7 protein-coding genes and 1 tRNA gene are annotated in these 13,039 nt (G+C 71.5%); 3 read left to right on the top strand and 5 right to left on the bottom strand.

Features of this window, described 5'->3' with window-relative positions:
- Positions 1-171 precede the first annotated feature (171 nt).
- From AB0C62_RS09200 to AB0C62_RS09180, 5 genes are all read right to left on the bottom strand, one after another.
- A complete protein-coding gene (locus tag AB0C62_RS09200; RefSeq protein ID WP_362971098.1) occupies positions 172-3,120 on the bottom strand; it encodes an FG-GAP-like repeat-containing protein in 2,949 nt (982 codons plus the stop codon).
- A complete protein-coding gene (locus AB0C62_RS09195) occupies positions 3,120-5,690 on the bottom strand; it encodes a S8 family serine peptidase (RefSeq protein WP_362971096.1) in 2,571 nt (856 codons plus the stop codon). The genes AB0C62_RS09200 and AB0C62_RS09195 overlap by 1 nt, the downstream gene beginning before the upstream one ends.
- Before the next feature lie 442 nt (positions 5,691-6,132).
- Positions 6,133-7,074 carry a diacylglycerol kinase family protein gene (locus AB0C62_RS09190; RefSeq protein WP_362971094.1) on the bottom strand — a complete coding sequence of 314 codons (942 nt, stop codon included), beginning with the start codon at positions 7,072-7,074 and terminating at the stop codon, positions 6,133-6,135.
- A gap of 78 nt (positions 7,075-7,152) precedes the next feature.
- A tRNA-Arg gene (locus AB0C62_RS09185) sits at positions 7,153-7,239 on the bottom strand.
- Between the two features lie 193 nt (positions 7,240-7,432).
- Positions 7,433-8,068 carry a TetR/AcrR family transcriptional regulator gene (locus tag AB0C62_RS09180; RefSeq protein ID WP_362971092.1) on the bottom strand — a complete coding sequence of 212 codons (636 nt, stop codon included), beginning with the start codon at positions 8,066-8,068 and terminating at the stop codon, positions 7,433-7,435.
- A 197-nt stretch (positions 8,069-8,265) separates the two neighbouring features.
- On the opposite strand from AB0C62_RS09180, the gene AB0C62_RS09175 reads away from it, so the two are divergent.
- The 3 genes from AB0C62_RS09175 (at position 8,266) to AB0C62_RS09165 (ending at position 12,987) form a co-directional block, all read left to right on the top strand.
- Entirely contained in the window at positions 8,266-9,864 is a 1,599-nt protein-coding gene (locus AB0C62_RS09175) for a DHA2 family efflux MFS transporter permease subunit (RefSeq protein ID WP_362971090.1), read from the top strand.
- A 65-nt stretch (positions 9,865-9,929) separates the two neighbouring features.
- Entirely contained in the window at positions 9,930-12,089 is a 2,160-nt protein-coding gene (locus AB0C62_RS09170; RefSeq protein ID WP_362971088.1) for an MmgE/PrpD family protein, read from the top strand.
- 91 nt (positions 12,090-12,180) lie between these two features.
- Positions 12,181-12,987 (top strand): GDSL-type esterase/lipase family protein, encoded by an 807-nt coding sequence (locus AB0C62_RS09165; protein ID WP_362971086.1) that lies wholly within the window; start codon positions 12,181-12,183, stop codon positions 12,985-12,987.
- Positions 12,988-13,039 lie beyond the last annotated feature (52 nt).

The raw sequence follows: 13,039 nt of genomic DNA, 5'->3' as shown, positions 1-13,039 counted from the left end.
GCGCCGCCGCCCCCCCCCCGCCCCGCCCCCCCCCCCCCCGGCCCCGGGCGCCCCCCGCCCCCGCGTCTCGCGAGCTCCTGGCCGTAGCCAGTTGATCACCTGCTGCAACAACCCCCTGGATTCACCGTTTTTAGGGCGCCGAGATGACATGTTGAGGTCGGGAGTGACGGTTCAGGACGGTTCGATCGTCGCCGTGACCGTCTGGCGCATCGCGGAGAACGGCGCGGAGTAGCCGCCGCCCTCGAGGGCCGTGAGGCGGTCCATGCCGTACTCGTCGAAGTTGAGCGAGACGATCTCGTCGGCCTCGTCACCGTTCAGGTCGGCGACGAAGATCTCCTTGCCGCCCATCGCGGGAAGGTCGGACACGCTGGCCGGGTAGTCGTCCCCCGCGGTGAGGATGGACGGGTCGTACGTGCTCGCGCCGCCCTGCTCGCCCGAGACGATGATGCGCTTGCCGCCGGGGCCTGTCGCGAAGGCGGCCGACTGCGAGTCCGCGATGGTGAACACCCGCGAGTCCTGGCCGTTCGGCCCGAACGTGCGCAGGGACACGGTGCCGGCCATGATCAGACCCTCGGGGCCGGTCATCCAGTTGGCGAGGCTCCAGGGGCCTCCGCCGACGGCCTCGTGCAGCAGGTCGCCGGTGCGGCCGTCACGGATCTGGACGACGGTCGCCAGGGAACCGGTCTTGGCATCCCTGGTGAACGCGGTGAAGACGACCGCGTGCCCGTCGGCGTACGGAATGCCGGCCGAGGCGAACGTGCCCGCCCGCAGCGGGGCGCCGTAGAGCCCACCGTCCGTGCCCGTGCCCGGCTTCGGGGTGAAGGACCAGTCGAGGGTGCCCGTCCTGGCGCGCAGGGCGACACCGCCCACCTTGCCGGTCACCATCGAGTCGCCCGTTGCGCCGCTCTCCGGGGCGGCATGGGAGGCGTACTGGGCATAGACCTTGCCGTCCGCGACCGACACGTCGGCGAAGACGACGTCGCCCGCGGACTCCGGTGCGCCGTACTCCCACAGCTTCCTGCCGCTGCCGCTGTAGACGCGCACCTTGTCGGTGGCGACGATGATCTCCGCCTTGCCGTCGCCGTTGACGTCGGCGGCGGTGACGGTACGGACGAACTGGCCCTTGCCGTCGATCGTGGTGAGGACCTTGCCCGTGCGGGAGTCCACCACCGCGGTCGCGGAGTCGGCGGCGACGATCGTCTCGTCGCGGTGGTCACCGTTGACGTCGGCCTTCACGATCGCGTGGATCTGGCCGGGAAGGGTGGCCGTCCACAGCTGCTCGGGCCGACCCGACACCAGCGAGGGGCCGTCGTAGGCGAACAGGCCGTTGGACACGCCGCCGACGATCAGGTCCTGCTTCTTGTCGCCGTCGATGTCCGTGGAGACGGCCGAGTTCACGGCCGCACGCAGCGGGAGGAGGCTCTCCTGCTTGCCCCTGTTCAGGCTGTACGTGCGGACGTTCTCGTTGGTGTCGACCGTACGGAGCTGCCAGCCGCCGCCCTTCCGGTACGGCTGCGCCCACATCTGCGAGGTGACCGCACCACGCTGCTCCCAGCGCACCTCGCCGTCCCTGCCGGACAGGACGGCGAGCCGGCCGAAGCGGGTGGCGCTGCGGTTGTCGGCCCCCTCGTAACCCGCGTCGTCCTTGTACGAGGCGACGACCTGGTGGTCGACGACCTCCAGGCCCCAGGCGCCGCCGCCGTCGTGGGAGTTGGACGCGTCTCGCTTGACGGTGCGCGACCACAGCTCGCTGCCGTCGTCGCCGTTCAGCGCGCGCACGGTGTTCGCGTTGATGAAGAGGCCGGTGTCGAGCGTGGACTCACTGACGGTGTACTCGGGCTTGGAGCCGCCCTGGACGTCACCGACCACCAGGTCGAGCGGCACCGCGTTGATGCGGCGGTCGACGGTGGTGCGGGCGCCGTCGGCCAGCGCGTACGAGGCGACCTCGTAGGCGACGCCGTCGCTCGGGTCGGACTGCTCCAGCGCGACCACGCTGTTGCGGGCGGCGTCGTAGTGCAACTGACGCGAGTAGAGGCGGTCGGTCGCCTTCCACTTGAGGCCGCCGTCCTTGGTGTCGAGCACCAGGGTGGTGCCGGACGGCGCCGCGTCGGCGCTGAGCTTGCGCTGGTCCCACGAGGCTGCGACGAGCCCCTTGCCCAGCGGCTCCAGGCTCGCCCAGGCCGTGCCGGTGAAGGCGCCCGTGTCGTACGACCAGGTGTCGGAGGGCGTGAGCGCGCCGTCGGCGTACGCGAAGCGGAGACCGCTCAGCGTGGTCGTGGCGGTCTTGGGCGAGTTCAGGTTGAGGTTCGGCGAGTCGGCGACCACCAGGGTCTTGCCGACCAGCTTGATGTTGTACGCGCCCGTGTAGAGCTTGCTCCACAGGGTCTTGCCGCTCCTGCCGTCCAGGATCGTCACGAAGGTGCCGGTGGGCAGCGACGAGCCGGGGGACGTGAACGGGCGGTACGGGTAGGCGCCGACGCCCGCGGTGAAGACCACGTCGTCCACACCGTCGCCGGTCAGGTCGCCGGTGGTGTAGCCGTTGTCGGAGGCGACGGTGAAGGGGCCGACCGCGTTGTAGCCCATCACGACGCGGGCCGGGTACGGCTCGGACTGCCACGGACGGGAGTTGGTGACCTTCCAGTCCGCGTACAGCGAGGAGTTGTCGCGGCGCCAGACCGGTTTGTCGTCCGCGGTGTAGCGCTGGACGACGCCCAGCGAGTCGAGCGCGAAGTAGTCGCCGTTCGTGCCGGCCACCGGGGCGGTCGCGACCATGCCGGCGACGCCCTCCACCGAGGACTTCTTGGCGACCGTCCAGCTGCCCGTGCCGGTGGTGGCGGTGTCGTCGAGCGACGAACCGCTGCCGCCGGTGGTGCCGGTGCTGGGCACCGTGGCGGCGTCCTCACGCGTGCCCATACCCTGCGGGTCGTACGCCTGGCCCTCGGCGTCCCCGTACGGGTCGAGCCGGGCACGCTGCGAAAGATCGGCGGCCTGGCTGTCGGTGAGCGTCAGCAGTCCGTTCTCGTCGGTGTCGGCGAGCGCGGCCGGTGCGGCGCTCAGCACCAGTCCGGCTGCCACCAGCGCGGAAGCGAGCCGCAGACCTCTTCGGTTGATGTTCCTCATCACGCGGCCTTCGGGAAGAAGCGGATCGCGGAGGCGTCCTTGAGGACGGACTCGTTGAAGGAGTACTGGAGGGCGTCCGTGCCGGCCTGGTTCTCGATGCCGATGGTGGCCGAGGAGCCCTTCTGCGGCGCGCTGCCGCCCACGCCCTTGTACTGCAGGGTGATGGCGCCCGTGGCCTCGTCGAAGACGGCCTCGAAGGTGAGGCGCACCGAGGTGTCGGAGACGAGCGCGGCGCTGTTCCAGACGATCGCGAACCTGCGGCTGCCTGTGGCGCCCGTGGTCGTGGTCTGGACGCTCGACTTCTTGTCGAGCGTCAGGTCGTCCCAGAAGGCGGCCACGACGCCGTTGGGCTGCGCGGCGGCGGGCAGCGCGGTGTTGGCGTAGTCGCCGAGCCTCGGCGACAGGAAGTTCACCAGTCCGTTGGTGGTGACGTTGGCGCTGGTGTACGAGACTCCGTAGTACTTCACCGCGAACGGCAGGGCGACGGCCTTCGCGTTCTCGTCACCGCTCAGCGCGACCTTGGTCTGGCCGTTGACCCAGTCGTACGCGCCGGGGGTGCAGGAGTACGTGCCGGCCGCGTCGGTGCGCGGTGGCAGCGAGGACTTGACGGTCTCGTTCCCGTCGACGGTGAGCGCGCCGGTCCAGTTGCCGTTGCACAGCACGGGGGCGCCGGGCGTGGCCGCCAGGTGGAAGGAGCCCTCGGCGACGGACGGGAAGGTGTACGTACCGTCGGCGCCGGTGGTGACCGGGTCCAGGGGAGCGTCCGTGAACTTCACCGTCGCGCCCTTGAGGGGCTTGCCGGTGACGTCGAGGACCGTGCCGGAGACGGTGTGGTGCGCGACCGCGGTCAGCGCCGGGTCGAGGGTCTCGGTCCGGCCCACGGCGATGGTGACCGTGTCCGTACGGGAGGCGAAGCCGTAGCCGCTGGTGGTGACCGTGTACGTACCGGCGGGCAGGTGCAGCTGGTACGCGCCGGTGGCGTCCGTGGTGACGGAGCGCTTGGTGCCGCCGTTCTGCGCGGTGACCGTGGCGGTGGCCGCCTTGCCGGTGGCCTGGTCCTTCACGGTGCCCGAGAGGGTGCCGGCCGAGTGCGGGGCGGCGTCGACGGAGGCCAGGATGTCGAGCTTCCCGCTGCCCCAGACGTTGTTCATGGCGGCGGTGCCGCCGCAGTGGGTGTCGTCGACGTCGGTCGAGCCCTCGTCGAGGATCGCGCGGGTCTGGTCGATCTTCCCGATCAGGGAGGGGGCGGCGGCCCAGAGCAGGGCCACAGCACCCGCGACGTGCGGGGTGGCCATGGACGTACCGGAGATGGACTTGTAGCTGCTGCCCGGCCAGGTGGAGCGGACGTTGACGCCCGGGGCGGAGATGTTCGGCTTCATCGACCCGTCGAAGACGGAGGGGCCGAAGCCGGAGAAGGAAGCGATCTTCCCGTCGGCGTCGTACGCCCCGACACCGTAGGAGTCGGCCTGCGAGCCGGGCGCGTGGCCGGTCGAACAGGTCGTGCCGTCACCGTCGTTGCCCGAGGCGAAGGCCTCGAAGATCCCTGCCGCGTTCCATGCCCGGACGATGTCCTGGTAGAAGTTCGTGTCCCCGCCGCCCCAGGAGTTGTTGACGATGTCCGGAGCGAGGTCGGGGCGCGGGTTCCGACCGTTGTGGTCGGTCGGCGCGAGGATCCACTGACCGGCCGCGAGGAGCGAGGAGTCCGAGCAGCTGCTGGACTCGCAGCCCTTGGCGGCGATCCACTTGGCGCCGGGCGCGACTCCGACGCCGCCGCGGCCGACCATGGTGCCCATGGTGTGCGTGCCGTGACCGTTGTTGTCACAGGGCGCGGAGGTCGAGCACTGACCGGTCGGGTCGTACCAGTTGTAGTCGTGGCTGAAGGTGCCGTTGCCCAGGTTGCCGCGGTAGTTGCCCACCAGGTCCGGGTGGTCGTACTGCACACCCGAGTCGACGTTGGCTATGACGATGCCCTCGCCGCGGTCGTCGTACTGGTCCCAGACCTGGTCGGCCTCGATGTCCTTGACGCCCCACTCGGGCGTGACCGTCGTGGCGTCGGAGTCGGCGTCGACCTTCGTGCCCGGCGTCGAGGAGGCCTCGGTCCTGTCGAGGTGGTAGGTCTGCTCCTTGACGATGCTCGCGACATCGGAGCGCCGGGCGAGCTCGTCGACGAGCTTCTGGTCACCGGTCACCTTGACGGCGTTGGCGATCCAGAAGGACTCGTGTCCGACCTTCTTCTTGTCGAGGAAGGCGGCCAGGGGCTTCTGCGAGGTGGCGGCCTGGGTGCGCAGCGCGGAGAACGCGGCCTTCGCCTTGTCCCCGTGGGCGTGCTTGCCCTTGGCGGCGGACAGGTCCGCCTGCTGCTTCAGCACGACGAAGAAGGTCGACTCCGTGCCCTTCCCGACAGCATCGACAAGCGCGGAGTCGACCTTGGCGGAAGCGGCCGGGGACGGCGTGGGACCGGTAGCGCCGACGGCAACCGCGGACGGCGCCGCAGCGAGCGCGGCAAGTGCCGTGATCGCGGCCGCCGCCCACGCGGCGCCGCCGCGCCTCGGACTTCTGAATGGGTACATGAGAGGGAGCTCCTCCGGGTGTGGTGCACGACAGTCCGGCCGGACCTCCGGAACACGGGGGTACAGCGAGCACGGCCAGGTGGGTGGAAAGCTAGGAGGAGCCCGTTACTGAGCCATTACTGGCGCCCCGGCGCGGCTCGCCGAGCGCGGTGCCGCCCGCCGGTCGGGCTCGCGTCCGGACTCGGACAGCGGCCACCGGCAGGCCCCCGGGGCCTGCGGGTGCCGACGTCGACGGACGTCACATCGTGTTCGGGTTCCGCGTTCCGGACCCGGCGCGCTGCCGGCGGCTCATGGACGGGGCCCGCATCCACCCGGCCTGAGGCGCTCGCCCTGGTGGGCCGGCTGGTGCGGGACCCACACGGTCTGCCGGCTCTCCGGCGGCTCGGCGGCTCGGCGTGACCGTGCCCGCGCGGAGACCGGCCCGGTCGCCCGGCGCCTTCGACTACCGTCCGAGCAAGGGCGCCACGACCCGCAGCGCCCCCGGCACCACGTCCAGCGTGAAGCGCTCCCCCGGTGTGTCCAGTACGTCACCGTCGTACTCGAAGACGAGAGGCCGACCGTCCGTGCGCTCCACGACGATGGAGCGACCGCGCGCGTAGACGACTCCCTCACGGCCTACGTGGCCGCCGTCGCGGGAGAGCGCCGGGAGTTCGTGCAGCGGGAGGGCGGTGCCGACGACGCACACGTCGAGGAGGCCGTCGTCCATGACGGAGTCCGGGAGCAGCTTGAAGCGGCCGCCACGGTGCCGGCCGCCGCCGACGTTCGCGAAGACGGTCGGGCCCTCCTGCACCACCTCGCCGTCGACCAGGACCCGGCCCGGGTACGGCGTGAACGTACGCAGGGAGGTGGCGACCGCCTTCTCATACCGTTCGCGGCCGGCGTCGGTGATGTCGCGGGCCGTGATGAGGGACTGGGCGACGACGCCGGTGGAGGCGCCGAGCAGGACCGGCGCTCCGTTCTCCGCGACGCGCGCCAGGTCGATCGCGCGGAAGTGCGGTGCGGTCGCGGCGAGTTCGAGAGCCTCACGCCAGGGGCGGTCGGCCCAGATCTCGCGGTAGAAGGAGTTCCCGGTGCCGGTGGGGAGGATCAGCAGGGCGGGTGTCCGGGCAGCGTGGGGGGACCGGGAGTTCCCTGCGTCCGCGAGGCCCGCGGCCACGTCGTGCGCCGTTCCGTCGCCGCCCAGCGCGACCACCGTCCCGGGACCGCCGGGCGCCAGCGCCTCGGCGGCCAACTTACGTGCGTGACCCGGTTGTTCGGTGACCGCGAGGCTGACGGTGTGGCCGGCGTCGGCGAACCGGCGGCGTACCGTCTCGGCCGTCCCGGGCAGGTACGTACCCGATACGGGGTTGGCTATCACCAGGACCGATGCGAACGGGGCGCTCATGACGACGGGCACTCCAAGCCGGGGTGGACAACACGGCGGCGCCGCCGGAGTCCGGCGGCGCCGCTCGGGAACACGCTGCGGAGAGGGCAGGATTCGAACCTGCGCGGGCCGAAACCCGAACCAAGTCGCCTCGGTACCCCGTTGGGCCGCTTCGGGTACCTCTCCTCGCTCCGGTCGGCGGGCTCTCGTCCGCTTCCCGGTGCACCGCAGACACTTCCGCATCCGCCTGACATTCGCCTGAGACGGGCACCTCAGGCCGCTCGCAGGACGGCGCCCTTGGATCGGCCATGCGGTGGAGGACGCGCGAGAGCGCGCCCTCGCGGGACGCGCTCCGTTTCGTTCCGGACGATCTCTCGGTTCAGTCGAGGTCCGGGTCACCGAGGCCGCGGTGGGCCAGTTCCAGGATGGACGCGGTGACCGCTTCGAGGTCGATGGGCTCGTCGCGGCTGATCAGGTCGTCGAGGAGGCCGTCCGCGGCATGGAAGACGAGACGGCAGGCGAGGCCGGTGTCACGGGCGCGGAAGGCTCCGACCAGCGAGCCGCGGGCGACGAAGTCGCACATCAGGTCCACGACGCGCTGGTTGGAGGCGTGGCAGAGCTCCAGGGCCTTGGCGTTGGCGGAGCGGTAGACGATGCGGTGCAGGTCGGCGTTGTGGACGGCGTGCTCGACCATGGTGCGGATCAGCCGGTCCAGGCTCGGCCACCAGGCGCCGCCCTCGTCGAGCATCGCGCGGGTGTCCCGCAGGAAGCCGTCGACGTACTCCTCCCACATCGCTCCGAGCAGGTGGTCCTTGGAGTCGAAGTAGAGGTAGAAGGTGCCCTTGGCCACCTCTCCCGCCTCGGCCAGCTCGGCGACGGTGGCCGCGGCGAAGCCCTTCTCCCGGAAGACCTCCGAAGCACCCCTGATCAGCGCCGAGCGGCGGTCGTCGGGGCTCATGGTCCGGCGCTTGCGGCGCGCGGGCTTCCCGGGGTGGGTCTCTGCTGCCGTCGCCATGGGCTCGCCTCCTGTCCGGGATCTCCGCCAGGTCCGCGGGGATCGCCTCCAATCTACCTTCCCTCACTGACTGACCGTCGGCCAGTTGACTGACTGACCGTCGGTCATTAGCCTCGAAGAGTCCTGGCGCACAGCCGGACCAGCCCCTCACCGTCCTCGGGACCCGTCCCCCAAACCTTTGATACGAGGGAACCGCGATGAGCGACACCACTGCCCCGGGCCAGCGGAAGGGGCTTCTGCTCGCCTTCCTCTGCTTCGGCGTGTTCATGGTCTACCTCGACGCCACGATCGTGAACGTGGCGCTGCCCGACATCCAGGAAGACCTGTCCACGGACATCACCCAGCTCCAGTGGATCATCGACGCGTACACGCTGACCTTCGCGTGTCTGCTGCTGACGTCCGGCACCCTGGGCGACATCCTCGGCCGCAAGAAGATCTTCCTCGCGGGCCTGATCGGCTTCACCCTCAGCTCCGTGATCTGCGCGCTGTCCGACTCGATCGGGGTGCTGCTCGTCGGCCGTACCCTCCAGGGGGTCTGTGGCTCCATCATGATCCCGGTCTCGCTCGCGCTGGTCTCCGCCGCGTACACCGCCCCCGCCGACCGCGCCAAGGCCATCGGCATCTGGGCCGGCGTCGGCGGCATCGCGCTGTCGACCGGTCCCGTGCTCGGCGGAGTGCTCGTCGACCACTACGGCTGGCAGAGCATCTTCTGGGTCAACGCGCCGGTCGGTGTCATCGCCACCGTCGTCCTCGCCAAGCTCCTCACCGAGAACCGCTCCCCGCGCAAGCGGCGGCTCGACCTCGTCGGACAGCTGCTGTTCATCACGACGATCGCGTCGTTGGCGTACGGACTGATCGAGGGCAACAGCGAGGGGTGGACGTCCGGGATCATCCTCGGGTCGTTCGCCGCGTCGGTCGTCGCCCTGCTGCTCTTCGTGCTGTGGGAGCTGCGGCATCCCGACCCCATGCTGCCGATGAGCTTCTTCCGCAGCCCGATCGTGGTCGTGGCGGGCATCGTCAACTTCCTCAGCCTGTTCGGCCTGTTCGCGGCGATCTTCCTGCTCACGCTGTATCTGCAGAGCATCAACCAGCTCAGCTCCATCGAGACCGGGGTACGGTTCCTCGCGCTCACGGTGCCGATCATGATCGCCTCGTTCGCCGCCAGCATCGTGGCCGCGAAGGTCGGACCGCGGCTGCCCATCGCCATCGGTTCCGCGCTGTCCGCGGGCGGCCTCTTCGGCCTCACGGTCCTGGAGGTCGGTTCCGGATTCGGCAGCTACTGGTGGTCGCTGGCCCTCCTCGGCGTGGGTGTCTCGTTCACCGGCGCGCCCGCCACGGTCGCGCTCCTCGGGTCCGTACCGGCGGAGCAGGCCGGTACCGCGTCCGGTGTATCCAACACGTTCCGCCAGGTCGGCACCGTCTTCGGGGTCGCCCTCGCCGGCGCCCTGCTCCTACGGCATCTGCGGGACGGGATGCCCGGCGCGCTGGCCAAGACCGATATGCCCGCCCAGGCGCAGGCCAAGGCCGTCGAACTGCTCGGCGACGGGGACCTGTCCCGTGTCGCCGCCCTCCCTCCGCAGATCCGGGGGACGGTGATGGAGGCGGTCAGCCCGGTCTACGTGGAGGGCATGCACATCGCCATGGAGATCGCCGGGGCCGGCGCCCTGGTCGGCGGGCTGTTCGCGCTGATCTTCCTCAAGGGCAGGCAGCCGGCGGTCCAGGCCGAGTCCGCCGCGGTGGACGACGACCACGGGCAGGGCGGCCTGCCGGTCGAGACCGCCGGGCAGCACTCCTGATGTCCGGCGCCAATACGGCTCCCGTGGGGCGGGACGCATCCGGCGCCCTGCCCCACGGGCAGGGCGTGACGGAAGGTCCCGACCGAGTCCGGCCGCGGTCCCGGACACCCTCGGCACAGGACTCGCCGGGTTCGGCGCAGCCCCGCAGCGAGTCGGGCGAGGCCGGCGGGCTCGACGAACACGGCGGGGACAGCATCATCCGCCGACTCGCCCGCTGGGGCAGCCGACTTGATCTCGGTGACGCACCCGCGCGGGTCGTCGCGCACCTCAAGAGCCAGATCCTCAGCCAGCTCGGCGCCGCCCGCGCCGGGTACGGGCACCCGCTCGGCAGACGCATCAGCCAGGCCTACGGCAGCCCGCTCCAGGAGGATCCGCGGCACGCCGTGCACTCGCTCTCCATGGCGACCGTCTGCCTGGACTTCGACGACACCGCCTACGCCGGCCACTTGTCGCACTCCACGGTCAACGTCCCTTTGATGTACGCGAGTTCACTCGGCCTCGGCGGGAGGGCGCTGCTGACCTCGGTACTCGCGGCCAACGAGACCGCCGCCCGGATCACCGCCGCCGCGACCCTCGGACCGTTCCGCGGCCAGACCGCGGGGCACACCCATCTCGCGGGTGCGGTCGCCGGGCGGCTGCGTGCGGAGAACGCCTCCGCCGACACCTGGGCGCACGCGCTGGGCATGGCGTTCTCGGTGCCGACGTGGAGCCTGTCGCGCGGGTTCTTCAGTACGGACGCCAAGGTGCTGGTGGCCGCCGTGCCGGTGCAGATCGGACTGAGCGCGTGCGACGGGGCCCGGTTCGGGCTCACCGGGCCCGAGGACGTACTGGAACACCCGCAAGGGTTCCTGCACCGGTTCGCGGACGTACCGCTCCCCGAAGAGGCGGTGGCCGGACTCGGCAGCCTCTGGCACACGGAGACCTTCTCGTACAAGATCCACCCGGGCAGCGCCTACACCAGCGCCGCCGTCGACTGCGCGGTCGAACTGCACCGCGCGCTGGCGGGAGTTGACCAGCGGGACATCACCGAGGTCGTCGTGCGGGGCTCGATCTTCACCGCCGGGCTCGACCGCATCGCCCGGCAACAACGGATCGGCCCCGACTCCAGCGTGGCCGCCCTCAACTTCTCCCTCCCCTACAACGTCGCCACCGCCCTGCTCACCGGATCCCTGCTCCCCGCCGACCTCGCGCACCCGGCGGTGGACCGCCCCGACCGCTGGGAACTCGCCGCCCGCGTCCGCACCGAGCACGACCCGGCGTTCAGCCGGCACGCGCTGCTGGCCACCGCCCCGCTCGGCCAGGCGCTGCGCCGCGCGGGCGAGCGGGCCGAGGCCTGGGTACGGGCCATCGACGCCCGGGCCGCCGACACCCTGCCGCCCGCCTGGCTGGAACCGGAGACCGACTTCCGGTGGGCCACCAAGAACCTCGGCGCCCGTGTCACCGTCCGGCTGCGCGACGGCCGCGAACTGCACGTCGAGCGGCGCAGCGCGGTGGGTGCCGCGAGCGGCGCCGAGGGCACCGACCACGCGGCGCTCGCGCGCGCCAAGTTCCTCGCGTGCGGCGGCGATCCGGAAGCCGCCGACCTGGTCGGCCGCCTTGAGCACCTGAGTCCCGAGGAGGTCCGGCGCCTGGTGGGGCTGGCACTCGCCGGGCCCTACGACGACCACTCGTCGCGCCCACCCGCGGACACCCGTGTCACCCGTGACGTCCGGGACATCCGAAAGGACACAGCAATGGAGACCGCCGCTCTGGAAGAGGCCTATACGGGCCTGATCGCCGCCGCGACCGCCGCGGCACTCGGCGACCGGCCGTCCGTGCCCCAGCCGGGCGAGCGCGACGCGGACTGGACCCTCGCCCATGTCGCCCTGAGCGACCGGCTGCTGGCCTCGACGGCCCGGCAGGTGCTGGCGGGAGACGCGGCCGGACTGGACAACGGACCCGCCATGGACCCGAAGGCCATCGAGGAACTGACCTCCTCGGTCGACCGCGACGTCCTGGTCGAACTCGTCCGCCGCAACGCCGCCGAATTCGTTGGCCTCCTCGCCCGGACACCACAGAATCAGCGGGCGACGCCGGTCTCCGTGCGGCTCGTCGGCGACCAGGGCGAGGAACTGTTCAGCGGGGCCGTGCCATGGGGCGAGATCGTGCGGCTGCGCGCCGAGGACCACCTCCCCGGGCACACGGGCCGGCTCCGGCGTATCGCGAGGGCACCGCAGGAATCGTGAGAAGAGGGCGCGTCGGCGTACGCGCACGCAGTACCGCGGCCCGCCCGGCTCACGGGGAGAGCGGGGGCCGTCGATCCAGGGGGGATGGCCGATGGCGGGACCAGGACGGCGAAGAGACCAGGTACGGAACGAGACACGGGGAGAGGACAGGATCGACCGGCGGGGTGTCCGGGCTCCGGGCGGAGCGCCGCGGGAAGCGGCCGGGGAGACCACCCCAGCGCATGCCGGCGAGCACGCGGATCCACGGTGTCTGGGACCGGGCGAGGGGACCGAACTGCTCGCCGACGCCCACTGGCGGCGGGCCGTGGTGCTGGGCGACAGCAGCGTCGACTCCGCCGGGATGACCGTCGTACCGGGCTGGGCACGCGCCCCGTGGACCGACCGCGTCACCGCCGCGCTGCGCGACGCGCATCCGCGGTTCGCCTGTCTCCACCCACGAGGGAGGAGGGAGCTACCGCTCTCCCACATACGGTCCACCCAACTCGGGGACGCCCTCGACTTCAACGGTGATCTCGCGCTGCTCGCCTGCGGCGGACCGGAGTTGAGGGCGCGCTCCTTCGATCCGGACGCCATGGAGTTCGAGTTGAGCAGGATCCTGGCCGCGTTGCGCGGCGCGACCTGCCAAGTGGTGCTGGTGGTCAGCCCGTTCGACCTGACGAAGGCCGGTGAGGTACCCGCGGCCCAGCACCCCGCACTGCGGGCCCGGCAGCGTCTGCTCGTCGAGCGCGTCGAAGCGGTGGTCCTGCGCCACGGCTGCGTCCACGTCGACCTCGCCGCGCACGAGGGCCCGTCCTCCGCGGATCTGTGGGGCGCGCGCCCGGGGCGGCTGAGCAGTGGGGGCCACGCGGTGGCGGCGGCCGCCGTGGTGCGGACGCTGGGACGTCTGCTCGCGACGTGAGGAAGGGGCACTGCGGTTCCCCGCCGGAGTGACCGGCGGGGAACCGCAGTGC

The organism is Streptomyces sp. NPDC048643 (genome assembly GCF_040650615.1).
GTDB lineage: Bacteria > Actinomycetota > Actinomycetes > Streptomycetales > Streptomycetaceae > Streptomyces.
This window is presented reverse-complemented; position numbering and strand designations above follow the sequence as displayed.